Here is a 22,498-nt window from a genome sequence, read left to right as displayed (position 1 = left end):
CCGCACAAGGACGTACCATGACCCATCGTTTTGCAAGAACCGCTGGCTGGCTGGCGTTGCCGTGCCTGCTCGCGGCAGGCCTGCTGGCCTGGTATGTCACCCGCGAGCCCGTTTCGCCGTTTACCGGCGAACTGGCCACGGCTGCCGACCCGGCGCTGGTCAGCCGTGGCGAATACGTGGCCCGGCTCAGCGACTGCGTGGCCTGCCACAGCGTGCCGGACGGCAAGCCGTTCGCCGGCGGGCTGAAGATGGCCACCCCGCTAGGCGCCATTCATGCCACCAACATCACCCCCGACCGCGACAATGGCATCGGTCGCTACAGCCTGGCCGACTTCGACCGCGCCGTGCGCCACGGCGTCGCGCCCGGTGGCCGGCGCTTGTACCCGGCCATGCCCTACCCGTCCTACGCCAAGCTTGGCGATGACGATGTCAAGGCGCTGTACGCCTTCTTCATGCTCGGCGTGCAACCGGTAGCGCAGGCCAACCAGCCCGGCGACATTCCCTGGCCGCTGAACCTGCGTTGGCCCATCGCCGTGTGGAACGGCCTGTTCGCCACCAGCACACCGTACGCCGACCAGGCCGGCAAGGATGCACAGTGGAACCGCGGCGCCTACCTGGTCCAGGGCCCTGGCCACTGCGGCAGCTGCCACACCCCGCGCGGCCTGGCGTTCAACGAGAAGGCCCTGGACGACAGTGGCAAACCGTTCCTCGCCGGTGCCCTGCTCGATGGCTGGTACGCACCGAGCTTGCGCGCCGACCACAACACCGGGCTGGGGCGCTGGAGCGAGGCGGAAATAGCGCAGTTCCTCAAGACCGGGCGCAACCGCCACGCCGTGGTATTCGGTTCGATGACCGAGGCCTTCAACAACTCCACGCAGTTCATGAGCGACGCTGACCTGGCAGCGATCGCGCATTACCTGAAGTCGCTGCCTGGCGATCCGCAACGCGATGGCCCACCGTGGCAGTACCAGGCCCAATCGGCGGCGATGCGGCTCGACAACCCCGGGGCACATGCCTATGTGACCCGGTGCGCGTCGTGCCACGGGCTGGATGGCAAGGGCCAGGCCGAGTGGATGCCACCCTTGGCTGGAGCCACCTCGGCACTGGCCAAGGAAGACGCTTCGGCGATCAACATCACCCTCAACGGTTCGCAGCGGGTGGTCACGGCAGGCTTGCCGGATGCCTATCGCATGCCGGCGTTCCGCGAACAGTTGAGCGATGAGGAAATGGCCGCCGTCCTGAGCTTCGTGCGCACAGCCTGGGGCAACCAGGGCGGTGCAGTGAGTGCACAGGCGGTAGGCAAGCTGCGTGGGCATACCGACCCAGCCAGCAGCAGCCCAATCATCTTGCATATGCGCTGAGATGCCTCTGGCGGCCCTTGAACAGCAAATCTTAGCGGAGTAACCATGGAAAGCATCGATCTGCTGGTGCTGCGCACCACCCGCGACTGGCTCGCCACCGGTCACCACGCCCTGCTCGCCACGGTCGCGCGCACCTGGGGCTCGTCACCGCGCCCCGTGGGCTCGATGATGGCCCTGCGCAGCGATGGCCGGGTAGTCGGCAGTGTCTCCGGCGGCTGTATCGAAGACGACCTCATCCACCGCTACACCAGCGCCCATGGCGGCCCCGGTATGCCTGAAGGCCTGCCGCAGGTGGTGCGCTATGGCGTCAGCGCCGACGACGCCCACCGTTTCGGCCTGCCCTGCGGCGGCACCCTCGAACTGGTGCTGGAGTTCGCCCCGTCGCTGGCGCAGCTGGAACAGCTGCTGGCCAGCCTCGACAGCGGCAACCTGGTGCGCCGCGACCTCGACCTGCGCAGCGGCGAAGCCAGCCTCACCGCCACCCGCACGCCCGAGCTGTTCAGCTTCGATGGCCAGCGCCTGTGCCACACCCTCGGCCCCGGCTACCGCCTGCTGCTGATCGGTGCCGGTGCGCTGGCCGAATACCTGGCGACCATGGCGCTGTTCAACGGTTTCAGCGTTTCCCTGTGCGACCCACGCCCCGAGTACACGGCCGGTTGGAATGTTGCCGGCGTCACCCGCCTGAGCGGTATGCCGGACGACGTGGTACGCGCCTTCGCCCCGGACCTGCGCAGCGCCATCGTCGCCGTCAGCCACGACCCCAAGCTGGACGACCTGGCGCTGCTGGAAGCCTTGCACAGCCCGGCGTTCTACATTGGCGCCATTGGCTCGCGGCGCAACAGCCAACTGCGCCGTGAGCGCCTGATCGAACACTTCGGCGAAAGCGAAGCATCGCTGCAGCGCCTGCACGGCCCTATCGGTATCTATATCGGCAGCAAGACACCGGCGGAGATCGCGGTCAGCGTGATGGCCGAGCTCCTCGCCGCGAAGAACGCCGTCAGCCTGCCCGGCGCGCTAAGCGTGACCCGGGCCAAGGAAGCCGAACAGCTGGCGCGGTCCTTGTAGGCAACGCGTCAGGCGCTTACTGCCAACGCTCCAGGTTCTGCTGCAGCAGCTGTTCAGGCAGCGCCCCGGCCACGATCTTTTCCATCTCCCGCGCCAGCGCTTCCCGCAACCGCGGCTGGTTGCAGGGCGAGTGATGCGACATCGCCAGGTACAGCCCTTCGCTGGAAATCGGCGGCTCCAGCACCTGTACCGTCCCCGCGATACCCAAGCTGCGCACCAGCGCCATGCCGGGGTACTGCTCGTACACCACGTAGTCGCTGCGCTTGTGCAACAGCTTCTCGAACGCCTGCCTGGCGCCGGGTACAGCTTCGAGGGTGAGGTTGGCCCTGGCATAGTCGTCGAACTGCTGGCCATGGCTGTTGCTGACCAGCGTGCCACCCTTACGGCCTTTCAGGTCGGCCCATTGCCGGTAGGTGAAGGTATTGTCCTGGCGCACCCAGACCACGCTCGGGGTATGCAGGAATGGCGGGAAGATGAAGTCCATCTGCTGCTGACGGGCCTGGGTCAGGAAATACCCGGCCATAAGGTCGATGCGGCCCGTACGCACTTCTTCCTGCGCACGCGACCATGGCCCAGCGTAAATCACGTCGATGTCCAACCCCAGCTGCTTGCCCAGGTACTTCAGCAGGTCGGCATTGGCACCGATCAGTTGCCGGGGGTTCTGCGGGTCACGCCACAGGTAGGGCGGGTATTCGGCATTGCCGGTGGCTGTCAGCCGCTGGCACGCTTCGTCTGCTACCGCCGCCATGGGCAGCAGCAACAGGCACGGCAACAGCCGCAAGGCGTGGCGTAAGCGACGTTCGATCATCGACAACCCTCGGTCGGCTGCAGCAACCCGCTGTGCACGTCATGGACAGTCTGGACCACGGGCAGGCAACAGGCTGGCCGTCCATCGGCCAGCACGACACAGGCCGGTAAAACGCTGCCGGCCAGCATAGCTGTAGCGAAACCAAGGGGTTGCTCGCACATCACCCCTACTTCAGGCCCCTTGCCGCCGCATCGCCAGGATCGCCGCGCCAAAGCCGATAAAGGTGGTGCCCACCACCCGGCTTACCCAGCGCGATAGCGACGGCCGGGTGAGTACACCCTTGGCGCGTGCCGCCAGTGCGGCATACAGGCTCAGCGAAACCAGCGACAACGCGACGAAAATCCCGGTCAGGATCAGGAACTGTGGCAGCAATGCGGCGCCCTGGTCGATGAACTGCGGGAACAGCGCGGTAAAGAACAAGGTCGCCTTGGGGTTGGTGACTGCGGTGAAGAACGCCGACTTGTACAACTTCAGCGGTGTGGGCCGCACCTTGGCCGCCACGCCTGCACCGCCCTGTGCCAGCATCGGGCTGGTTTTCAGCAACTGCCGCGCCCCCAGGTAGAACAGGTAGCCGGCGCCCAGGACCTTCACGGCATTGAAGAGCATTTCAGAACTGGCCAGCAGTGCGCCAAGCCCGAGCATGGCCGCAGTCGACAGGCAGAACAGGCCCGAGCCATTGCCCAGCGACGACCAGATCGCGCTGCGCTGGCCGTGGGCCAGGCTGTTGTTGATGGCCATCAGGGTGGCAGGGCCAGGGCTGGCGATCGCGATGGCCGCGACCAGGGTAAAGCCTAACAGCGAGTGAGAATCCATTTCAGGCTCGTCCGACAACAAAACAGGAAAGGCCGCGCGCAGGACACGCAGGTTCAGTCGGCATTCTGCCGCTTGGCCGCCTTCTTGGCGATAGCTTTCATGCGCGTTGCCGCCCGCTGCACGGTGGCCATCTTCTCGGGGCGCTTCATGCCTCGCCATTTGCGGATTTCGTCGCGGCTGCGGCCACAGCTCACGCACAGCTCGCCATTCAACTGGCACAGCGCGACGCAAGGGTTGTCGATGTCTTTGGCCATGCCTCACTCAGCCAGGCATGGCTGCACGCGCCTGTTCGACCGCGCCCTGGAATACCTGGCGTACGTCCTCGGCCTTGACCTTGCTGACCGACCTGGCCGCCAGCAGCTCGTCGACTACGCGCAAGCCCTGCTCCAGGGCGGTGGCCAGTTGCTCGGGGTCGGAGGCGTCAGCGATATCACCCAGATAAGGAGCGATGAGGTACACGTAACGGTCCTGCAGCTTGAGCGCTTCCAGCGCGTCGAGGGCTTTCTGGAACCGATCGGCAGCGGCAGGGCTCATGCTCAATTTATCGAAATGAATCAGGCTCACACGGTCAGTGGCCATGTTGACGAATCTCCGTTTCCTGGTACGGCCAGGCCCGCAAGCAGCAGCGCTTCTACGGTGCTCGTATGTGCGGGCCCGGGTGATGCCCTTCAGGGTACCAGAACGCGAGACAGAAAGGGCCATCACCCCCAGAACTAAAAGTATTTGCCAGGTCGCGTAATGGACGCCCCACGGCGCTATCGGGACAGGTGCCGGCATTTCCTGCGCAGGATAATCGCGCCAGCAGTTTCCCGCCGAGGCAGTGCTCCAACTCGGTAGCCCACACACAACAAGCCTGCGCCGACAGGTAAGCCAGAAAAGGGCCCCAACATACATGGCAAAGGAACACATCACCGAAACGCTCGACCTTGGCGTGACGGACCCCTCGAAAACCGCAGAAGCGCGTCAGGACCGGCATTTCGAGGGCAAGCTCGACTGGATCGTCTTTGGCTTCACCAGCCTCCTGGCAATCGCTTTCGTCCTCTGGGGCTTCCTCAACCAGGCCAGCCTCGCCAGCAACGCGTCCAGCGCGCAGTCCTGGGTCATTCTCAACTTCGGCTGGTTCTTCGTACTGACCTCCACCCTGTTCGTGGTGTTCGTGCTGTGGCTGGCCGCCAGCCGCTACGGCCGGGTACCGCTGGGGCGGGATGGCGAACAGCCTGAGTTCCGCACGGTGTCCTGGGTGGCGATGATGTTCAGCGCCGGCATGGGCATCGGCCTGATGTTCTTCGGCGTTGCCGAACCCCTTTCGCACTATGTATCACCTCCACCAGGCGCGGCCACCGGGCAGACCAGTGAAGCGATGCAGGTGGCCATGGCCACCACGCTGTTCCACTGGACCCTGCACCCATGGGCGATGTACGCCATCGTCGGCCTGGTGATTGCCTACGGCACCTTCCGCCGTGGCCGCTCGCAGCTGATTTCCGCCGCCTTCCGGCCCTTGATCGGCAAGCATGCCAATGGCCCACTGGGCCGCATGATCGACATGATGGCGATCTTCGCCACGCTGTTCGGTTCGGCCGCCTCACTTGGCCTGGGCGCCCTGCAGATCGCCGGAGGCCTGGAATACAACGGCTGGATCGACAACCCCGGCAAGCTGTTCTACATCTCGGTCATCACCCTGCTGACCATCGCCTTTGTCACCTCGGCGGTTTCCGGCATCGGCAAGGGTATCCAGTGGCTGTCCAACACCAACATGGTGCTGGCCCTGGTACTGGCGGCATTCGTGTTCATGGTGGGCCCGACCCTGCTGATGCTCAACCTGCTGCCGACCTCGATCGGTATCTACATCAAGATGCTTCCGGAAATGATGGCCCGCACCAATGCCAGCGGTGGCGAGCAGATGAATAGCTGGCTGGCCGGCTGGACCGTGTTCTACTGGGCCTGGTGGATCTCCTGGACGCCATTCGTGGGCATGTTCATCGCCCGCATCAGCCGTGGCCGCACCATCCGCCAGTTCGTCACCGGCGTACTGCTGGTACCAAGCCTGGTCAGCCTGGTGTGGTTCACCATCTTCGGCGGCGCGAGCATCGAGGCCCTGCGCGAAGGCGCCTTCCAACTGGCCAATGGCGCAGTCAACAGTAACCATGCGCTGTACCAGCTGCTGGACAGCTATCCACTGGCCTCGGCGACTTCGGTGCTGGTAATGATCCTGGTGGGCATCTTCTTCGTCTCGGGGGCCGACGCCGCCTCGCTGGTCATGGGCACACTGTCGGAACACGGCACCACCACGCCATCGCGCCGCACGGTGATCTTCTGGGGCGCGCTGACCGGCACGGTGGCGGCGATCATGCTGGCCATCGGCGACCCACGCGACCCCGGCGAGGCCCTCACTGGGCTGCAGAACCTGACCATTGTCGTGGCCCTGCCGTTCGTGGTGGTGATGGTGCTGCTGTGCCTGGCGCTGTACCGCGACCTGCGCAAGGACCCGATGATGCTGCGCCACCTGCGCGGTAACGAACTGATCGAAAAGGCCGTGCTGTATGGTGCGGTCAAGCACGGCGAGGAGTTCTACATCGTGGTGCAGGAGAAGAAGGCATCCAGCAAAGCCACGCCAGCGGCAAGCGAAGTGTCCGAAACCTGACGCGGCCTTTGTGGGGCCGATAGCCGCGCATCATCCTACCACTGGCACCGGCTTCGCCGGTGTTCGCGGCTAAACATGCGCCACCGCGCGCGGCTACCTACCCCTCGGCTCAGCCCTTCAGGGCGGCCTCGATCCTGGCCACATCGATCTTGCCCATCTGCATCATGGCCTCGAACGCGCGCTTGGCAGCCGCGCGATCCGGGTGGCCGATGGCTTCGATCAGGACGCGTGGGGTGATCTGCCAGGAAATCCCCCATCGGTCCTTGCACCAGCCGCAGACGCTGGCTTCGCCACCATTATCGACAATGGCATTCCAATAACGGTCGGTCTCGGCCTGGTCCTCGGTACTGACCTTGAACGAAAACGCCTCGCAATGGCTGAAGGCCTTGCCGCCATTGAGCCCCACGCAAGGTATGCCCATGACGGTGAATTCGACAGTGATCACATCGTCCTGCTTGCCCGACGGGTAGTCGCCCGGTGCCTTGTGCACCGCCGTCACCCGGGTATCGGGGAAAACGCTGGCGTAGAAGGTCGCCGCCGCCTCGGCATCGTTGTCGTACCAGAGGCAAATGGTGTTCTTGGCAGTCATGGTCTTGCTCCATGAAAGAGTTGAACACTGGAGTCTAGCGCGGCGCATCAAACACCGGCGTGAGCCCGGCCAAGTGGCTGCTCTTGCAATATTCTGCAGACATTTCCGACATCAGGTGGTGAACCTGCTGACAAAAAAGCGGTCTTTCGCTGGCGGTCAACTCACCGACCGGTTGATCGGCCCAGTCACCGGGCCTACCTTTGTCCTGTTTCAGCGAAGACCAACATGCCCGATTCCCGCCCGACTGCTTCCGCCCTCGCTGCCCTGCGCAGCGGCCTGATTGCCACCCTTGTGGCCCTTGCCGCACCGGTGCATGCCGAAGAGCCCGCCAGCGATGCACGCTGGGTCAGCGACAGCCTGAGCACCTACGTGCGCAGCGGCCCGACCGACGGCCACCGCATCGTCGGCACCCTCAAGTCCGGGCAGAAACTGTCCCTGATCGGCACCCAGGGCAACTACAGCCAGGTGCGGGGGCAGAATGGCGACGTGGTGTGGATTCTCAGCAGCGACCTGCAAACGGTACCAGGCCAGGGCGAGCGCCTGCCACAGCTCGACGCCCAGGTCGCGGAGCTGACCGGGCAACTGAAAACTATCGACGACAGCTGGAAGAATCGCGTACAGGGCATGCAGGAAACGCTCGATTCGCGGAAAAAGCTGATCGACGAATTGCAGGCGCGCAACCAGGCGCTGAACGAACAGCTCGACCAGAGCCAGTCGGACCTGCGCGATACCAAGGCGCGCCTGGGTGATGAGAACAAGCAGGTGATGATGCGCTACATGGTGTATGGCGGCAGCATTGCCGGCGCGGGCCTGCTGGCGGGGCTGATCCTGCCGGCGCTGACCCGCGGGCGCAAGAAGAACGACCGCTGGTTCTGAGCAGGCGCCATCCTGCGCCGGCCTCTTCGCGGGTAGCCCCGCTGCCACACCTATTGCAGCGGCCCTGTATCGGGCGGCACTCCTGTGGACGCGGGGTTACCGGCGAACAGGCTGCCATCGGCAACCGCTACTTGTTGCGCGCCTTGTTGTAGATGGTCTTGGCGCGGTCAGCCGAGGCCTGGCACTTGGTCATGTCGCCTGCAGCCTGCCCCTCCTTGGCCTGTTTCATCAACTCGTGATAGTCATGCGCCATGCCTCCGTGCAGTGCCTGACCATCGGACTTGTTGATGTCTTCAAGTTCCTTGATCTTGGCCGCGCAGTTGCTCGCCGGGTCTGCGTGAGCGGCAAAACTGAGGACGGAGGCAATCACCAGCAGAGGGATGCATTTCGTGGGGTTCATGGAGCTTTCTCCTGAGAAACCATAGGTCCGTCGGGTTTCACTCAACCCGACGCAGCGAAAAGCATAGATCGCCCTCGCCGGCGCTGCAGCGTTTCAGCCTGCCGGCGAGCCTGCTTCAGCGAACAGGAAGTCGATGAACACCCGTACCCGCAACGGCATGTACCGGGCCTGAGGGTAGAGCAACATGAACGGCCGGGAGGTCCCGCCATACTCGCTCAGCACCTCCACCAGCTCGCCACTGGCCAGGGCATCCTGCACGGTAAACCGGTATGCCTGCATCAACCCGCCGCCATGGCGCACCAGCGTGGCGGTGGCGAGGAAGTCACCAAGGCAGGTGAACGCGCCCTGGGTGTCGATTTCGACCAGGCCCCCCGCCTGGCGAAAGGTCCAGGGCGGGCGACGGCCGCTGCTGGGCATCTCGAACTGGATGCAGTCGTGCTGCAGCAGGTCTTGCGGCGTCTGCGGCGTGCCGGCACGGGCGAGGTAGCCCGGCGTGCCCACCACCACCAGCTCGGCGTCCTCCAGGCGGCGCGCCACCAGGCGTGAATCGGCCGGCTCACGGCCACGAATGGCCAGGTCGAACGGTTCCTCGGCAAAGTCGACGTTGCGGTTACTGACATGCACGTCCACCTGCACGCGTGGGTAGCGCAGGTGGAACCGCGGCAGCAGCGGCAGCAAGCGGTGATGGGCATAAGGCGTAGGCGCGCTGATGCGCAAGCGGCCGCTCGGCTCGGCCTGCCCGCCGGTGGCCTGACGCTCGGCCTCGACCAGTTGCCCCAGCGCCTGCCGACAGTGCTGGTAATAGGCCTGGCCCGCAGCGGACAGGCGCATCTGCCGGGTGGTGCGGACAAACAGGCGCACACCCAGGCGTTCCTCCAGGCGTGCCACGCTGCGGCTGACTGCCGCCGGCGTGACGCCAGCCTCGGTGGCCGCCGCGCTGAAGCTGCCCCGGTCGGCAGCCAGGCAGAACAGCTCCAGGCTGCCCAGTTGAAGGTCATCGAAATGGCGGCTCATGGCGGCTCGATTGATTACATGGTGTATCGATTGAAATGCCTTGCGCCTCATTTTTCAAGTAGAGGTAACGACCTAGAGTGGCTCCACACCGAGCTCATGGCTCACTTCACTGGAGATCCGCAACATGCACACCGCACGCACCGTCATCATCACCGGGGCCTCCAGCGGCCTGGGCTTCGCCCTCGCCGAGGCCTTCCTCGAACGCGGCGACAACGTGATCGGCAACGCTCGCAGCCAGGCCCGCCTGGAGCAGGCTGCTGCCCGTCTCGGCCATCCTTCGCGCTTCATCGGCGTAGCCGGCGACATCGCCGAGCCAGACACCGCACAACGCCTGTTCGCCTGCGCCGAGCAAGCCTTCGGCGGTGTCGACCTGCTGATCAACAACGCTGGCATCTTCATTGCCAAACCGGCCACGGCGTACAGCGCAGCGGATGTCGACGCGCTGGTCGGCACCAACCTCAAGGGGTTCTTCTACCCGGCCCAGGAAGCAGCACGCATCATGACCCGCCAGGGGCATGGCCAGATCATCGCCATCACCGCCTCCATCGCCCTGCAACCGGACACCCGGGTGCCGGCCCTGTTGCCGGTGCTGGTCAAGGGCGGCCTGAACCAGGCGGTGAAGGGCCTGGCACTGGAGCTGGCGGCCAGCGGTGTGCAGGTCAATGCCGTGGCGCCCGGGATCATCGACACGCCGCTGCATGGCGGCAACCTGCAGGGGATGGGCGCGCTGTCACCCAGTGGCCGCACCGGCTCGCCGCAGGATGTCGTGGACGCCGTGCTGTACCTGGCGGATTCACGCTTCGTCAGCGGTGTCATCCTGCCGGTGGACGGCGGTAGCACCGCTGGCACCTGGCACTGAACGGAGGCGCGAACAACCATGCCGTATGTCCATATTCGCGTGACCGATGAAGGGGTGAGCGCCGAACACAAGCGCCAGTTGATCGAACAGACCACGCGCATGCTGCAGCAGGTGCTGGGCAAGCCGCCGGCCAGTACTTTCGTGGTCATCGAGGAAGTACCGACCGATAACTGGGGGGTCGGTGGCGAGACAGTGACCGCGGTACGTGCGCGAGAACGCGGGTGAAGCCGGCGGGCTGCCGTGCAGCCCGCTACTGCCGCAACCGCTGCAATGCCTGCAGCACATGCCCGGTGGCTTGCTCCACCTGCCCTTCACGGCAGGCGATGCCCAATTGCCGCCACAGCCCCGGGCGCAGCGGTCGGCGGACGATGCGCCGATCCAGTTCGGCCACCTCCCCCTCCTGCGGCAGCAGGGTCGCCCCGTATCCGGCCCCGACCAGGCTCTTGATGGCATCGTTATAGTTCAGCTCGATCCGTGCTTCGGGGTAAAACCCTGCCGCCGCGAACCACTCGCCGGTTACCCGCGACAACTGGGTACTGCTGTCGTTGAGAATCAACGCCCGCTGCGCCAGCCAGGCCGGGGTGACCTTGGCCGGCGGCTGCCAGTCGGCCGGCACATAGGCGAGGATCGGGTCGCGCCGCCAAGGGGTGACCTCAAGCCCTTTGCCAGCCACCTGCGGCAAGGCGACTAGGCCGATATCCAGGGTGCCCTCGCGCAAGCGGGCCAGCGATGCCTGGGACGTCAGCACCTGTACTTGCACATCGATCCCCGGGTGCGCGGCACGCAAATGCTCCAGCGCCTGCGGCAGCAGGTGGGCAATGGCGCCGGTCGAAGCCCCCAGGCGCACCCTGCCGGTCAGCCCTTCGACCTGCCGGCGCACTTCATCCAGCGCCTGGTCGGCATCGGCCAGCAGGCGTCGCGCGCGGGCCAGCAGGGTTTCGCCGATGGCGGTCGGGCGTACCTGAGCGCGGGCGCGGGTGAGCAATGGCGCGCCGATGCGCGCCTCCAGCTCGGCCACGTGCAGGCTGATGGTCGGCGGCGCCAGGTTGAGCTGGCGGGCGGCCTCGGCAAACGAGCCGAGGTCGACGATCACCACCAGCGTGCGCAGGCGGTCGAGGCTGATTTCGCGCATATCAAGAGCCGTCACGTTCAGGAAAACTGAAGATTGCCGTCATGATATTCAAATTTCCTTTATCTACACCACAAGCGAGCATAGGCCATCCCCTCCCGACCGGACGCTGACCATGCAAACACCTGTTGTCTTCATTGACGGTGACCAAGGCACCACCGGCCTGCAGATCCACGCGCGCCTGCAAGGCCGCCGCGACCTGAGCCTGCTGACCCTGCCGGACGCCGAACGCAAAGACCCGCAACGTCGCCGCGAGGCGATCAACAGCGCCGACATCGCCCTGTTGTGCCTGCCCGACGATGCCGCGCGCGAAGCGGTGGCGACGATCGACAACCCGCAGGTGCGGGTGATCGACGCAAGCTCGGCGCACCGCACGGCCCCTGGCTGGGTCTACGGCCTGCCGGAACTCGACGAACAGCAAGCCGAACGCATCGCCCACAGCAAGCGCGTCAGCAACCCCGGCTGCTACCCCACCGGCGCCATCGCCTTGCTGCGGCCACTGGTCAAGGCTGGCCTGCTGCCAGCGGATTACCCACTGAACATCCATGCCATTTCCGGCTATTCCGGTGGTGGTCGCACTGCGGTCGAACGGCATGAACAACCCGGCAGCGACAAGCCCCCGACCCTGCAACTGTATGGCCTGGAGCTGGCGCACAAGCACGTGCCGGAGATCCAGCGGCATGCCGGGCTGTCGGCACGGCCGATGTTCCTGCCCGGTTACGCGGCCTACCGCCAGGGCATCGTGCTGAGCATCCCGCTGCAGTTGCGCCTGCTGCCCGGCCAGGTCAGCGCCGCGCAGTTGCAGGCTTGCCTGGAGCAGCACTACCAAGGTGCCCGCCACGTCCAGGTCATGCCCCTGCATCAGCACGGCGCGGCGCCGAACCTGGACCCGGAGGCGTTGAACGGCAGCAATGACCTGCGCCTGGCCCTGTTCGCCAACCCTGAACATGGCCAGGTATTGTTGACCGCCGTGTTCGACAACCTCGGCAAAGGCGCCGCTGGCGCAGCAGTGCAGAACCTCGATTTGATGCTCGGTGCCTTGCAGCTACAAGGCTGATGGGCAAAACCGGTTAGACTAAGGGCCCGCGCCGACATGGCGCGAGCCGTCTACCCAACCGCCGGAGCCCGCCCCCCGATGTTCATCCTGAGCCGCCTCGACAGCGTGCCGCCTGAAGCCTTCCAGAACCAGATCCGCGAACTGGTGATCCACCATGTCGGCCAATTGAGCAGCGTTGCCATCAGCGCCGACAACCCGCTGTATCCGCTATACCAATACGGCGTTGGCATGGAGGTGCACCAGTACCTGCAGGCGCTGGACGGCACCCGCGGCCTGGCCGTGGCGCTGACCCTGGCGCTGGATGCCGAAGCACCGGACCAGCTGCTGGGCTTTGCCCTGTCGCTGCCTGCCGAGGACGACGAGCAGGTGTGTGCGCTGGCGTTTCTGGCCGTGCGCCCCAGCCATCGTCGCCAGGGCATTGCCCGCGCCTTGTTGGCCGACCTGCAGGCGCGCCACGCCTGCGTCGAGCTGAATGCCTTTGCCAGCCAGGTGCCGTGGTTCGAGGCCATGGGCATGCAGGTGGTGGCCGCCAATGGCCCGCAAGTGCTGATGAGCAGCACCGGACGGGCCAGCGGCGCATTGATCGGGCGGCTGGATATCGCGCCGATCTACCAGACCGCCGAAGTGATGCAGATTCATACCTACCTGCTCAACCAGCACGGTGAGCAAGCGATGCTCGAAGCGGAACAGCAGCGGGATGAGCGGCTGGATGAGCTGACCGCTCAGGCCCAGGCGTGTGTGCGCCAGCGCAATACCGTGCACTGACCCACGGGCTTCTGCGCGGGTCTACTCGCGAAGAAGCCCCGTTGGCCCTTCAGCCATGCACCCAGCGCCGATGCAGCCCACGCGCCAGGGCATCCAGCACGAACCCCAGCACGCCGATCAGCAGCACCATCGCCATCAGCTCGGAATACGCCAGGCGGTCGCGGGTATCGAGAATGAAGTAGCCCAGCCCGGCGCTCACCCCGAGCATTTCGCACGGCACCAGCACGATCCACAGAATACCGATGGCCAGGCGTACGCCGGTGAGCACATGACCGATCACCCCCGGCACGATCACCTTGCACAAGGTTTCCCAGCGCGTGGCACTCAGACTGCGGGTCAACTGCAACCAGCGCGGGTCCAGCTGCCGGACCCCGGCGGCAGTATTCAGCAGGATCGGCCACAACGCGGCAAACGCCAGCAGGAAGTAGATCGGCTGGTCACCCACGCCCATCAGCATCACCACCACCGGCATCCACGACAACGGCGAGATCATGCGCAAGAACTGGAAGGCCGGCGTGGTCGCGGCCTCCAGGTGCCGATAGCTGCCCACCAGCAAGCCCAGCGGCACACCGATCAGCAACGCCAGCAACAAGCCGACCAGGATGCGCTTGAGGCTGACCCAGACATGCCCGTAGACCTCGCCCTGCCCCAGCAGCTCGACCAGGCTGGCCAGGGTCGCCTGGGGCGAGAAGCGTGCCGACAGGCCATCGGCCTCGCCGAATAGCTGCACGCCCGCCCACCACAACAACAGCAACCCCAGCAGACCGGCCAGGCCGAGGCCGGCATGTACGACATGCTTGCGCATCAGACCGCGAACTCCTCGCTACGCTGGTAGTTCTCGGCAATGCCGAACACCGAGGGGCCACCGACGGCGGCGATGGCGTTGCGCACGAAGCGATCGTCAACCAGGTCGCGGGCGGTTTGCGCCGGGTCCAGGCCGGCAAGGAAACTGTGCTCGCCCTCGATCAGGGTGTGCTTGAGGCGTGTGACCAGCTCTTCGGTATAGCTGGGGTACGGGTAGGGCTGGAAGTCGATGCGCTTTTCATCCCACTGCTGATGCTGAATCGCCCCACTGGCAATGTAGCCGGCGCGGTCTTCGGCAGCCGGGGCCAGCACCTTGGTCAGCACCGCCGGTTCATGCGGCGTGTACTTGTTCGGGCCGGCCTTGGACAACAGCGCCGCGGCTTCGGCGCGGTGGTCGCGGGTCCATTGCTGGGCCTTGACGATGGCATTGACCACCTTCTGCGCCCACTCCGGGCGGCTGTTCAGGTCATATTCATGCATGAACACCACGCAGCAGGCGTGGTTGCGCCACACATCGCCGGTGAAGCGCTGCACGCGGCCGACCTTGAGGTTCTCGGCCAGGGCGTTGAACGGTTCGGCGACGATATAGCCGGCGATGCGCTTGCTGGCCAGGGCCGGCGGCATGTCCGAGGGCGGCAGCACCAGCAGGTTGACCTCGTTGGCCGCAAGTTGGCTGTTGGCGGGCTTCGACACCGGTGTCAGGCCGTTGTCGCCGAGCATCTGCTGCAGCACCACATTGTGGATCGAATACCAGAACGGGATGGCTACGGTCTTGCCGCCCAGTTGCTTGATGTCGGTGATGTCCGGCGCCACGGTAAGGCCCGAGCCCCCCACATGGTTCCAGGCCACCACCTTGGCCGGCACTTTGCTGGCATAACGCGCCCACACAGTCATCGGCGACAGCAGGTGGATGACGTTGACCTGGCCCGAGATGAACGCCTCGATCACTTGCGCCCAGCTGCGCAACAGCACCGGGCGCTCGGCCTTGATGCCTTCGGCCTCGAACAGGCCGTTGTTGTGCGCTACCAGCAACGGCGTGGCATCGGTGATCGGCAGGTAGCCGATGCGCACCGGCGCGTCGGGCTCGGCAGCAGCCCGGGCCTGCAGGCTGGACAGCAGCGGCACGGCCCCGGCAGCAGTCAGCATGGCACTGAGCTTGAGGAAATCACGACGCGAGGTGGAGGAACAGCAGTCATCCATGCACATGTGCAGGCTCCGAAGGCAAGGAGGTAGAGGAAGGTGCAGCGGTGCGGCTGGCCCGTCGAAGGGTCTTGAGGATCTCGATGCGCAGTGCGCCCAGTTCCTCGACCCGCTGCGCACGCGGTTGTGGCAGGTCGATGTGCCATTGGCCGAGGATGTGCGCCGGGTGATCGCCCAGCAGTAGCACCCGGTCGGACAACAACAGGGCTTCGTCGATATCGTGGGTAATCAGTACGGCTGCGGTGTTATGGGTAGCAATCAGCTGCAGCAGCAATTGCTGCATGTCGGCACGGGTCACTTCGTCGAGCGCACCGAACGGCTCGTCAAGCAGCAGCACCTCAGGCTGGCGCGCCAGGCAGCGTGCCAGTGCGGTGCGCTGGGCCATGCCGCCGGACAGCTGCGCCGGGTACTGGCTGCGGGCATGGGCCAGGCCTACCGCGCCGATCGCATGGTCGATGCGGGCATGGCGCTCGGCTGCGGCCAGCTTGGGCTGGCGGGCGAAATCCAGGCCAAAGGCGACGTTCTTTTCCAGGCTCAGCCAGGGCAGCAGGCTCGGGTCCTGGAAGGCCACCGCCAGGCGCGGGTGGGGGCCTTGCAGCGGTTCACCGTGCAGGGCCACGCTGCCGCCATGCGGCTGCTGCAGGCCGGCCAGCACCCGCAGCAGGCTGGACTTGCCCACCCCACTGGGGCCGAGGATGCTCACCACCTCCCCTGGCGCCAGTTGCAGGTCGAAGCGCGCCAGCACTGGCTGCCAGCCGCCGTCGCGCGGGTAGCCCAGGCTGATTTCGCGGGCCTCGAGCAATGCCTGGCTCATGCGCTGGCAGCCTGACGATGCAGCTCGGCACGCAGCTGCACCAGGCTTGGGGTAACGATGGGCACGAACGCCGACTCGCGCCAGCGGCGGGCGAAACCGGCACCGAACTCATCGAGGTACGCCTTGCCGCCGCTGGCTTGCAGCTCCAGCTGCACGGCATCGGCAGCACACTCAGCGAGGATGATGCGCAACTTGAACAGCGCCGCCGGCTGGCTCTGGAAGCGCCCTTCGAGCAAACCCTGCTTGAGCTCGGCCACGGTGTTTTCCAGGCGCTCGTCGAGGACCTGGCGATGCTCTTCGAGGAACGACAGCCGCCCATGGAGGTGATCGTGCACCTCGTGCAGCGAACGCCGCGCCAGGCCGATGGCCATGCCGCACTGCAAGGCAAGAAACGCCGGGCGCACCTTGGGCAGGAACTCGCGGGCATTGTCGTGCAGCAGCCAGTCACGGCCAAGCTCCACCTGGTGGAACGCCAGCGCTGCGGTATTGCTCGATTGAAGGCCCATCAGCTCCAGGTCGTCAGAACGCTCCAGCCCCTGGCTGTCGGAGGGGATGGCCAGCACGAACGGCGAACCGCCAGCATCGTCCTCGATGGCTGCCGCCACCACGAACCCGCTCTTGCGCAGGTTGGTCACCCAGTGCAGCCGGCCTTCCAGTGTCCAGCCCGCCGCCCCGGGGCGGCCACGCACCTGCAGCGCCTCGATCCCGGAGAGGAATTTCATGGCGTTGGACAAGCCGGTGGCCCCCGCCAGCTCGCCGGTCAGCAGGCTGGGCAGCAAACGTTCACGCAGGGCCTGGTTGGGGCTTTGCAGCAGGTATTCGATGAACGCCCGCTGGCCCCAGCAGACAAAGGCTGCGGCCAGTGAGCGGCTGGCGATGGCGGCGATGGCCTCGACCGCATCGGTGACCGCGCCACCGTTGCCGCCCAATGCGGGGTCGACGCCAATGCGCAGCAGCTGCGATTCGGCGATGTGCGCCAGCACCAGTTGCGGGTCGCACTGCCCCTGGTCGATTGCCTCGGCATTGGCATCCAGCCATTGACGAAATGCAGCATCAAGCATGTCCCTACTCCTTTTGATATCGCAGGCGCCACCAGCGCCAGGCGCGCGATTACGCGGTTGGCTGCCAGCGGTACTTGCTCAGCTCGTCGTTGAGCGGCGTCTGGGCGAACACATTAGCAAAGTTGCACAGGGTTGCGAGGCTCACCCCCAGAATCACCTCCAGCGCGTTACCTTCGCTGAAACCGGCCGCGCGGAAGGCCTGGTAGGTCGCCTCGCTGACGTTGCCACGGGTGGCGATCACTTCGCGGGCGAAAGCGGCCAGGGTTTCGTAACGCGCGTCCGGCAGTTCGCCACGGGCACGCAGGGCATCGACCACCTCCGCCGGCAGCTTGGCCTTGTTCAGCGCCACCGCCGTATGGCCGGCCACGCAGAAGTCACAGCCATGCTGGGTGGCGGCAATCAGCTGCACCACTTCGCGCTCGGCGAGGGTCAGCTCGGCCTTGCCGTTGAGGGCCGAGACGGTGACATAGGTTTCCAGCGCCGCCGGGGCGTTGGCCAGGATGCCGAGCAGATTGGGGATGAAGCCGGAATTCTTCTGCGCGCTCTCGAGGAACGGGCGGGCCGCTTCCGGGGCGCTCTGCAGGGTGTGTAAAGTAATGCGCGACGACATGCAGTGGTCTCCTTTGATAGGTGTCACTACAGTCTGTTGGTTATAAGAATTACCCTCCATATTCATCAGTCGCCTTTCCTTGCTCTTGAGTCTTTGCATTAGATGATTTCGTCCAGCCACCTTGTCGATTGGTTATTAGAGGGCCTGGAACTCGATGCCAGCCTGTTTCACGTCGGCCGCTACTGCGGCGGCTGGCACGCCAGCACCCAGGGCATGGGCCGCGCCAGCTTCCACCTGGTGGTACAGGGGCATTGCTGGCTGCACATCGACGGCCAGCCCGATGCCATACGCCTGGCAGCCGGGGATGCAGTGTTCCTGTTGCGCGACCTTGGCTATCGCCTGGCCAGCGAACCCGACCTGGCCGGTGCCTGTGCCCAGCCACGTCAGGCCATGCAGCCGCTGGATGCCGAAGCGGTCGATGGCGTAGGGCTGGTGTGTGGCTTCTTCCACTTCAAGCCGGGTTTGTCAGCGCTGATCGTCGAGGGCCTGGCCGACTGGATATTGCTGCGCGCCAACGAACCGGCCGGGCATGCGGCGCGGGCGTTGTTCGAGTTGATACTGGAGGAATGCCGGCGCGCCGCCGGCCCGTCGCAAACGTTGCTGGAGCGCTTGACGCACCTGCTGTTCCTCTATGTGCTACGCCAGCAGGTACATGCCGGGCAGCCACTGGGCGGGCTGGTCGCCCTCGCCCGCCAGCCGGCTTATGCCGGGCTGCTGGCGCAATTGATCGAGCACCCGGGGCAGGCCTGGACCCTGGAAAGCATGGCAGCCTGCACCGGGCTGTCACGTTCGGCATTTTTCAAGCGTTTCAATGAACTGGCCGGGCAGTCCCCGGGGCAGGTGCTGCTGGCGTTGCGCATGCGCCATGCCAGCCAGTTGCTGCAGGCCGGGCACACCGTGGAACAGGTGGGCGCACAGGTGGGGTATCAGTCGGTTGCGGCGTTTACCCGGGCGTTCGCCAAGGCGGTGGGGATACAGCCGGGGGCGTATCGCCGGCAGCATGAAGGGCGCTGAACACGGCACGCCTCGACCGGCCGCTTCGCGGGCACGCCCGCGAAGGGCCGCGGCGCGGCCCCAGCAGGGTCTTCTCAGTCGTTGACACTCACGACCCGCCCCGCCTTCTCAGCAGCTTTGCCACGAGTCGCCAGGCAGTAGTACAGCGGTACCGTCACCAGCAAGCCGAACAGCCAGGACAGGTCCGCCCCTTCGACAATGTTCGAGTATGGCCCCACGTACAGCGACGTATTGGCAAACGGCAATTGCACCAGGATGCCGCAGGCATAGGCAATGATTGCGTGGTGATTGAAGCGGCCATAGATGCCGCCGTCGGCACGGAAGATCGAGGCGATATCGTACTGGCCTTTCTTGATCAGGTAGAAGTCGATCAGGTTGATCGAAGCCCACGGCACCAGCACCAGCAACAGGGCCAGGATCAGGCCGATGAACTGGCCGATGAAGCCTGCCGAAGCATTCAGCGCCACCAGGCCGCAGCCCACCAGGATCACCGAAGCCAGCATTACCCGCACCTTGATGCTCGGTGTCCACGCTGCGGCGAAGGTCTGGATCGCAGTAACGATCGACAGCACCGCGCCATACAGGTTGAGGGCGTTGTGGCTGATGATGTTGAACAGGAACAGCACCATCAGGATCGGGCCCAGCCAACCGGTGGCCTGCTTGACCGCATCCATCGCGTCGGTGCCTTCGGGCACGCACAGCACCGCCACGGCACCGAAGCTGAAGCACAGGATGGTGCCCAGGGTGGCGCCGAAGTAGGTGGCCCAGAACGGTCTGGCAATCCCTACTTCACGCGGCAGGTAGCGTGAGTAGTCGGAGGTGTATGGCGAGAAGCTGATCTGCCAGATGGTGCCCAGCGACACCGTGGCGATGAAACCCGACAGGTTGAATGCGCCACGGCTGAAGAAATCGGCCGGCAGCGCCTGGGCGAACATCATGATGAAGCCGGCCAGCAGCGCCGAGCCCATCACCCAGGTACCGATGCGGTTGAGAACGTGGATGAAGCGATAGCCGATCACGCCGATGGCGGTGGCGCTCAACGCACCGATCACGATCGCGCCCGGCATCGGTACGCTCGGGGCGATGCCATGGATGGTCTTGCCCGCCAGGACGATGTTGGAAATGAAAAAGCCGACGTAGATCAGCGCCGTGAAGAACACGATCAGCAGCGCGCCGTAGCGGCCGAACTGGCCACGGCTCTGCACCATCTGCGGAATGCCCAGCTGCGGTCCCTGCGCAGAGGCCAGGGCGATCACCACGCCCCCGGCAAGATGGCCCAGCACGATGGCGACCAGCCCCCACAGCAGGTTCAGGTGGAACACCTGGACCACCATGGCGCCAGTGACGATGGGCAATGGCGCGATGTTGGTACTGAACCAGAGGGTGAACAGGTCGCGCGCCTTCCCGTGGCGCTCGGCAGGTGGAACGTAATCGACCGTGTGGTTCTCGACAAACGGGTGTTGCGACGACGGTTGGGACATAGGATTTCAGCTCGAAAGGTCGTTTTTATCTTTGTAAGGAAACCGCATCAAGGCGGCCTCTCAGCTGCGGACCATATTATGGTATTCCAAACTTTTGACAACACTGATCCGCAGGAAAAACTGCCCACTGATCCGTTTGAAAAGCCTTGCCAGCGAACCGACTTCGCAGCCAAACCCGCGGCATCCGTGGCCTTGCGCCGCTCATCGTGATAACCGTAAGCGTGAAAATTCCGCTTGCAAAATAGGTATTACGGTATACCATCAGACACATCAATGATAAAAACCGCGGCCCACCGCAGCCCTTCAGAGGTACACCCCGATGATCGACGCAACCGTCTACAAGCACGTCCTGGGCTCCTTCCCGTCCGGCGTTACCGTCATCACCACCCTGGACGACGACGGCTCGGTCGTCGGCCTGACCGCCAGCGCGTTCTCCTCGCTGTCGATGGACCCGCCGCTGGTGCTGTTCTGCCCAAACTACAGCTCCGACTCCTACCCTGTACTGATCCGCCAGAAGCGCTTCGCCATCCACCTGCTCTCCGGAGAACAGCAAGCCGAAGCCTATGCGTTCGCCAAGAAAGGCAAGGACAAGGCCAGCGGCATCGAATGGACCCTGAGTGAACTGGGCAACCCGATCCTGGCCGGCGCCACCGCGGTCATCGAGTGCGAACTGTGGCGTGAATATGAAGGTGGCGACCACGCCATCATGGTCGGCAAGGTGCACAACCTGATCGTCCCGGCAGAGGCGCCACGGCCAATGGTGTACTGCCGCGGCAAGATGGCCAGCCTGCCCGCCTTTGCCTGAGCCTGGCAGCCAGACGCAGGCCCGCTCCCACATTGAAGCCCGCTGCATTGACGGGCGAAAACAACAAGCGTTGAGGAAAGCCCCATGAAATTTTCGTTGTTCGTGCACATGGAACGTTGGGATGAACAGGTCAGCCACCGCCAACTCTTCGAAGACCTCACCGAACTGACCCTGATGGCCGAGAACGGCGGTTTCAGCACCGTGTGGATCGGCGAACACCACGCCATGGAATACACCATCTCGCCAAGCCCGATGCCATTGCTGGCCTACCTGGCCGCACGCACCGAAAAGATCCGCCTGGGCGCCGGCACCATCATCGCGCCGTTCTGGAACCCGATCCGGGTTGCCGGCGAGTGCGCCCTGCTCGACGTGATCAGCAAGGGCCGCATGGAAGTGGGCCTGGCCCGAGGTGCCTACCAGTTCGAGTTCGACCGCATGGCCGGTGGCATGCCGGCCACCGACGGCGGCAAGGCCCTGCGGGAAATGGTGCCGGTGGTGCGCAAGCTGTGGGAAGGCGACTACGCCCATGACGGCGAGGTGTACAAGTTCCCCACCTCCACCAGCGTGCCGAAGCCTTACAACGCCGTCCCGCCGATGTGGATCGCCGCCCGCGACCCGGACTCGCACAACTTCGCCGTGGCCAACGGCTGCAACGTCATGGTGACGCCGTTGATGAAGGGCGACGAAGAGGTGCTGGACCTGAAGAACAAGTTCCAGGCAGCCCTCGACAACAACCCGGGCGTGCCGCGCCCACAACTGATGGTGCTGCGCCACACCCATGTGCACAGCCCGGCCGAGCCGGATGGCTGGAAGGTCGGGGCCCAGGCCATCTCGCGCTTCTATCGCACCTTCGATGCCTGGTTCGGCAACAAGACCACCCCGGTCAACGGTTTCCTTGAACCTAGCCCGGAGTCGAAGTTTGCCGAAGTGCCGGCGTTCGAACTGGAGAACATCCGCAAGAACACCATGATCGGCACCCCGGAAGAGATCATCGCCCGCATCAAGTACTACCAGGCGCTTGGCGTCGACGAGTTCAGTTTCTGGTGTGACAACAGCCTGCCGCATGCCGAGAAGAAGAAATCGCTTGAGCTGTTCATCAAGGAAGTGGTGCCGGCGTTCGCCTGAATTCCCATTGCCTGAACCATTGCGGGACGCGCCCGCTCTCGTGGGCCATCGTGGCCCGCAGGAGCGGGCTTTTTTATGGGTATTTCCGGGGTTGCCTGAACGGGCCTCTTCGCGGGTAAACCCGCTCCCACAGGTGCTCCGCTAGCGCTACCCGCGAAAAGGCCAGTACAGACAGTAGAGAATTCAAGGCATCAGGCCACCTTTCGT

Annotated in this window: 25 protein-coding genes; 11 read left to right on the top strand and 14 right to left on the bottom strand. The window is 64.9% G+C overall.

What is annotated here, in order from left to right:
* Positions 1–17: 17 nt before the first annotated feature.
* Both QSV36_RS13730 and QSV36_RS13725 read left to right on the top strand, forming a co-directional pair.
* Positions 18–1,361 (top strand): cytochrome c, encoded by a 1,344-nt coding sequence (locus QSV36_RS13730; protein WP_289132363.1) that lies wholly within the window; start codon positions 18–20, stop codon positions 1,359–1,361.
* A gap of 45 nt (positions 1,362–1,406) precedes the next feature.
* On the top strand, positions 1,407–2,426 hold the full coding sequence (locus tag QSV36_RS13725; protein ID WP_289132362.1) for an XdhC family protein: 1,020 nt from the start codon (positions 1,407–1,409) through the stop codon (positions 2,424–2,426).
* Between the two features lie 16 nt (positions 2,427–2,442).
* Here the strand turns inward: QSV36_RS13725 and QSV36_RS13720 are convergent, their stop codons facing one another.
* The 4 genes from QSV36_RS13720 to QSV36_RS13705 all read right to left on the bottom strand — a co-directional run bounded on the left by QSV36_RS13720 (position 2,443) and on the right by QSV36_RS13705 (position 4,626).
* Complete coding sequence (locus QSV36_RS13720) at positions 2,443–3,234, bottom strand: substrate-binding periplasmic protein (RefSeq protein WP_289132361.1); 792 nt, start codon at positions 3,232–3,234, stop codon at positions 2,443–2,445.
* A 171-nt stretch (positions 3,235–3,405) separates the two neighbouring features.
* Positions 3,406–4,047, bottom strand: a complete 642-nt coding sequence (locus QSV36_RS13715; protein ID WP_289132360.1) for a LysE family translocator — start codon at positions 4,045–4,047, stop codon at positions 3,406–3,408.
* A gap of 53 nt (positions 4,048–4,100) precedes the next feature.
* A complete protein-coding gene (locus QSV36_RS13710) occupies positions 4,101–4,301 on the bottom strand; it encodes a DUF1289 domain-containing protein (protein WP_289132359.1) in 201 nt (66 codons plus the stop codon).
* A 7-nt stretch (positions 4,302–4,308) separates the two neighbouring features.
* The gene (locus tag QSV36_RS13705) at positions 4,309–4,626 is read right to left on the bottom strand and encodes a hypothetical protein (RefSeq protein WP_289132357.1); all 318 of its coding nucleotides are present in this window, start codon (positions 4,624–4,626) and stop codon (positions 4,309–4,311) included.
* A 313-nt stretch (positions 4,627–4,939) separates the two neighbouring features.
* Between QSV36_RS13705 and QSV36_RS13700 the strand changes: the two genes are divergently transcribed.
* Positions 4,940–6,688, top strand: a complete 1,749-nt coding sequence (locus QSV36_RS13700; protein ID WP_289132354.1) for a BCCT family transporter — start codon at positions 4,940–4,942, stop codon at positions 6,686–6,688.
* Between the two features lie 109 nt (positions 6,689–6,797).
* Here QSV36_RS13700 and QSV36_RS13695 read toward each other — a convergent pair whose 3' ends face one another.
* Positions 6,798–7,277: a VOC family protein gene (locus tag QSV36_RS13695; RefSeq protein WP_289132353.1), complete on the bottom strand. Its 480-nt coding sequence runs from the start codon at positions 7,275–7,277 to the stop codon at positions 6,798–6,800.
* A gap of 225 nt (positions 7,278–7,502) precedes the next feature.
* Between QSV36_RS13695 and QSV36_RS13690 the strand changes: the two genes are divergently transcribed.
* A complete protein-coding gene (locus tag QSV36_RS13690; protein ID WP_289132351.1) occupies positions 7,503–8,153 on the top strand; it encodes a TIGR04211 family SH3 domain-containing protein in 651 nt (216 codons plus the stop codon).
* A 127-nt stretch (positions 8,154–8,280) separates the two neighbouring features.
* On the opposite strand, the gene QSV36_RS13685 is transcribed toward QSV36_RS13690, so the two are convergent.
* Positions 8,281–8,553 carry a PA2433 domain-containing protein gene (locus tag QSV36_RS13685; RefSeq protein WP_289132349.1) on the bottom strand — a complete coding sequence of 91 codons (273 nt, stop codon included), beginning with the start codon at positions 8,551–8,553 and terminating at the stop codon, positions 8,281–8,283.
* 93 nt (positions 8,554–8,646) lie between these two features.
* Positions 8,647–9,567, bottom strand: coding sequence for a LysR family transcriptional regulator (locus QSV36_RS13680; RefSeq protein ID WP_289132347.1), 921 nt, complete (start codon positions 9,565–9,567; stop codon positions 8,647–8,649).
* A gap of 124 nt (positions 9,568–9,691) precedes the next feature.
* On the opposite strand from QSV36_RS13680, the gene QSV36_RS13675 reads away from it, so the two are divergent.
* Both QSV36_RS13675 and QSV36_RS13670 read left to right on the top strand, forming a co-directional pair.
* Positions 9,692–10,426, top strand: a complete 735-nt coding sequence (locus QSV36_RS13675; RefSeq protein ID WP_289132345.1) for an SDR family NAD(P)-dependent oxidoreductase — start codon at positions 9,692–9,694, stop codon at positions 10,424–10,426.
* A gap of 18 nt (positions 10,427–10,444) precedes the next feature.
* On the top strand, positions 10,445–10,651 hold the full coding sequence (locus tag QSV36_RS13670; protein WP_061551649.1) for a tautomerase family protein: 207 nt from the start codon (positions 10,445–10,447) through the stop codon (positions 10,649–10,651).
* Between the two features lie 25 nt (positions 10,652–10,676).
* On the opposite strand, the gene QSV36_RS13665 is transcribed toward QSV36_RS13670, so the two are convergent.
* On the bottom strand, positions 10,677–11,558 hold the full coding sequence (locus QSV36_RS13665; RefSeq protein ID WP_289132341.1) for a LysR family transcriptional regulator: 882 nt from the start codon (positions 11,556–11,558) through the stop codon (positions 10,677–10,679).
* Positions 11,559–11,670: 112 nt separating this feature from the next.
* Between QSV36_RS13665 and argC the strand changes: the two genes are divergently transcribed.
* Positions 11,671–12,612, top strand: coding sequence for an N-acetyl-gamma-glutamyl-phosphate reductase (gene argC / locus QSV36_RS13660; RefSeq protein WP_289132340.1), 942 nt, complete (start codon positions 11,671–11,673; stop codon positions 12,610–12,612).
* 78 nt (positions 12,613–12,690) lie between these two features.
* Positions 12,691–13,377 carry a GNAT family N-acetyltransferase gene (locus QSV36_RS13655; protein WP_289132338.1) on the top strand — a complete coding sequence of 229 codons (687 nt, stop codon included), beginning with the start codon at positions 12,691–12,693 and terminating at the stop codon, positions 13,375–13,377.
* A gap of 49 nt (positions 13,378–13,426) precedes the next feature.
* Here QSV36_RS13655 and QSV36_RS13650 read toward each other — a convergent pair whose 3' ends face one another.
* The 5 genes from QSV36_RS13650 to QSV36_RS13630 are packed head-to-tail and all read right to left on the bottom strand — an operon-like array spanning position 13,427 to position 17,866.
* Positions 13,427–14,182, bottom strand: coding sequence for an ABC transporter permease (locus QSV36_RS13650; RefSeq protein WP_289132336.1), 756 nt, complete (start codon positions 14,180–14,182; stop codon positions 13,427–13,429).
* Positions 14,182–15,387 carry an ABC transporter substrate-binding protein gene (locus QSV36_RS13645; RefSeq protein ID WP_289132334.1) on the bottom strand — a complete coding sequence of 402 codons (1,206 nt, stop codon included), beginning with the start codon at positions 15,385–15,387 and terminating at the stop codon, positions 14,182–14,184. Before QSV36_RS13645 ends, QSV36_RS13650 begins: the two co-directional genes overlap by 1 nt.
* Entirely contained in the window at positions 15,374–16,195 is an 822-nt protein-coding gene (locus QSV36_RS13640; protein ID WP_289132332.1) for an ABC transporter ATP-binding protein, read from the bottom strand. Before QSV36_RS13640 ends, QSV36_RS13645 begins: the two co-directional genes overlap by 14 nt.
* Complete coding sequence (locus QSV36_RS13635) at positions 16,192–17,256, bottom strand: acyl-CoA dehydrogenase family protein (protein ID WP_289132330.1); 1,065 nt, start codon at positions 17,254–17,256, stop codon at positions 16,192–16,194. The genes QSV36_RS13640 and QSV36_RS13635 overlap by 4 nt, the downstream gene beginning before the upstream one ends.
* 49 nt (positions 17,257–17,305) lie before the next feature.
* Positions 17,306–17,866, bottom strand: coding sequence for a carboxymuconolactone decarboxylase family protein (locus tag QSV36_RS13630; RefSeq protein ID WP_289132328.1), 561 nt, complete (start codon positions 17,864–17,866; stop codon positions 17,306–17,308).
* A 102-nt stretch (positions 17,867–17,968) separates the two neighbouring features.
* Here QSV36_RS13630 and QSV36_RS13625 point away from each other — a divergent pair, with 102 nt between their 5' ends.
* Positions 17,969–18,880: an AraC family transcriptional regulator gene (locus QSV36_RS13625; protein WP_289132326.1), complete on the top strand. Its 912-nt coding sequence runs from the start codon at positions 17,969–17,971 to the stop codon at positions 18,878–18,880.
* Positions 18,881–18,954: 74 nt separating this feature from the next.
* Here the strand turns inward: QSV36_RS13625 and QSV36_RS13620 are convergent, their stop codons facing one another.
* Complete coding sequence (locus QSV36_RS13620) at positions 18,955–20,361, bottom strand: purine-cytosine permease family protein (RefSeq protein ID WP_289132324.1); 1,407 nt, start codon at positions 20,359–20,361, stop codon at positions 18,955–18,957.
* A gap of 319 nt (positions 20,362–20,680) precedes the next feature.
* Between QSV36_RS13620 and QSV36_RS13615 the strand changes: the two genes are divergently transcribed.
* Together QSV36_RS13615 and QSV36_RS13610 are read left to right on the top strand one after the other, a co-directional pair.
* A complete protein-coding gene (locus QSV36_RS13615; RefSeq protein WP_289132323.1) occupies positions 20,681–21,166 on the top strand; it encodes a flavin reductase family protein in 486 nt (161 codons plus the stop codon).
* 84 nt (positions 21,167–21,250) lie between these two features.
* Positions 21,251–22,291: an LLM class flavin-dependent oxidoreductase gene (locus QSV36_RS13610; protein ID WP_289132322.1), complete on the top strand. Its 1,041-nt coding sequence runs from the start codon at positions 21,251–21,253 to the stop codon at positions 22,289–22,291.
* Positions 22,292–22,498: the final 207 nt, after the last annotated feature.

It is taken from the genome of Pseudomonas sp. BCRC 81390, assembly GCF_030341915.1.
GTDB lineage: Bacteria > Pseudomonadota > Gammaproteobacteria > Pseudomonadales > Pseudomonadaceae > Aquipseudomonas.
Note: the sequence above shows the minus strand (reverse complement) of the source record. Positions and strands in the feature narration are given on the sequence as shown.

What these genes read in the sequence shown, in the direction of transcription:
- QSV36_RS13650 (WP_289132336.1), bottom strand. Translation starts at nt 14,182, where the DNA reads ATGCGCAAGCATGTCGTACATGCCGGCCTCGGCCTGGCCGGTCTGCTG.
- QSV36_RS13685 (WP_289132349.1), bottom strand. Translation starts at nt 8,553, where the DNA reads ATGAACCCCACGAAATGCATCCCTCTGCTGGTGATTGCCTCCGTCCTC.
- QSV36_RS13645 (WP_289132334.1), bottom strand. Translation starts at nt 15,387, where the DNA reads ATGTGCATGGATGACTGCTGTTCCTCCACCTCGCGTCGTGATTTCCTC.
- QSV36_RS13640 (WP_289132332.1), bottom strand. Translation starts at nt 16,195, where the DNA reads ATGAGCCAGGCATTGCTCGAGGCCCGCGAAATCAGCCTGGGCTACCCG.
- QSV36_RS13695 (WP_289132353.1), bottom strand. Translation starts at nt 7,277, where the DNA reads ATGACTGCCAAGAACACCATTTGCCTCTGGTACGACAACGATGCCGAG.
- QSV36_RS13665 (WP_289132341.1), bottom strand. Translation starts at nt 11,558, where the DNA reads ATGCGCGAAATCAGCCTCGACCGCCTGCGCACGCTGGTGGTGATCGTC.
- QSV36_RS13615 (WP_289132323.1), top strand. Translation starts at nt 20,681, where the DNA reads ATGATCGACGCAACCGTCTACAAGCACGTCCTGGGCTCCTTCCCGTCC.
- QSV36_RS13625 (WP_289132326.1), top strand. Translation starts at nt 17,969, where the DNA reads ATGATTTCGTCCAGCCACCTTGTCGATTGGTTATTAGAGGGCCTGGAA.
- QSV36_RS13675 (WP_289132345.1), top strand. Translation starts at nt 9,692, where the DNA reads ATGCACACCGCACGCACCGTCATCATCACCGGGGCCTCCAGCGGCCTG.
- QSV36_RS13635 (WP_289132330.1), bottom strand. Translation starts at nt 17,256, where the DNA reads ATGCTTGATGCTGCATTTCGTCAATGGCTGGATGCCAATGCCGAGGCA.
- QSV36_RS13690 (WP_289132351.1), top strand. Translation starts at nt 7,503, where the DNA reads ATGCCCGATTCCCGCCCGACTGCTTCCGCCCTCGCTGCCCTGCGCAGC.
- argC (WP_289132340.1), top strand. Translation starts at nt 11,671, where the DNA reads ATGCAAACACCTGTTGTCTTCATTGACGGTGACCAAGGCACCACCGGC.
- QSV36_RS13610 (WP_289132322.1), top strand. Translation starts at nt 21,251, where the DNA reads ATGAAATTTTCGTTGTTCGTGCACATGGAACGTTGGGATGAACAGGTC.
- QSV36_RS13620 (WP_289132324.1), bottom strand. Translation starts at nt 20,361, where the DNA reads ATGTCCCAACCGTCGTCGCAACACCCGTTTGTCGAGAACCACACGGTC.
- QSV36_RS13630 (WP_289132328.1), bottom strand. Translation starts at nt 17,866, where the DNA reads ATGTCGTCGCGCATTACTTTACACACCCTGCAGAGCGCCCCGGAAGCG.
- QSV36_RS13705 (WP_289132357.1), bottom strand. Translation starts at nt 4,626, where the DNA reads ATGGCCACTGACCGTGTGAGCCTGATTCATTTCGATAAATTGAGCATG.
- QSV36_RS13720 (WP_289132361.1), bottom strand. Translation starts at nt 3,234, where the DNA reads ATGATCGAACGTCGCTTACGCCACGCCTTGCGGCTGTTGCCGTGCCTG.
- QSV36_RS13700 (WP_289132354.1), top strand. Translation starts at nt 4,940, where the DNA reads ATGGCAAAGGAACACATCACCGAAACGCTCGACCTTGGCGTGACGGAC.
- QSV36_RS13655 (WP_289132338.1), top strand. Translation starts at nt 12,691, where the DNA reads ATGTTCATCCTGAGCCGCCTCGACAGCGTGCCGCCTGAAGCCTTCCAG.
- QSV36_RS13710 (WP_289132359.1), bottom strand. Translation starts at nt 4,301, where the DNA reads ATGGCCAAAGACATCGACAACCCTTGCGTCGCGCTGTGCCAGTTGAAT.
- QSV36_RS13670 (WP_061551649.1), top strand. Translation starts at nt 10,445, where the DNA reads ATGCCGTATGTCCATATTCGCGTGACCGATGAAGGGGTGAGCGCCGAA.
- QSV36_RS13680 (WP_289132347.1), bottom strand. Translation starts at nt 9,567, where the DNA reads ATGAGCCGCCATTTCGATGACCTTCAACTGGGCAGCCTGGAGCTGTTC.
- QSV36_RS13730 (WP_289132363.1), top strand. Translation starts at nt 18, where the DNA reads ATGACCCATCGTTTTGCAAGAACCGCTGGCTGGCTGGCGTTGCCGTGC.
- QSV36_RS13715 (WP_289132360.1), bottom strand. Translation starts at nt 4,047, where the DNA reads ATGGATTCTCACTCGCTGTTAGGCTTTACCCTGGTCGCGGCCATCGCG.
- QSV36_RS13725 (WP_289132362.1), top strand. Translation starts at nt 1,407, where the DNA reads ATGGAAAGCATCGATCTGCTGGTGCTGCGCACCACCCGCGACTGGCTC.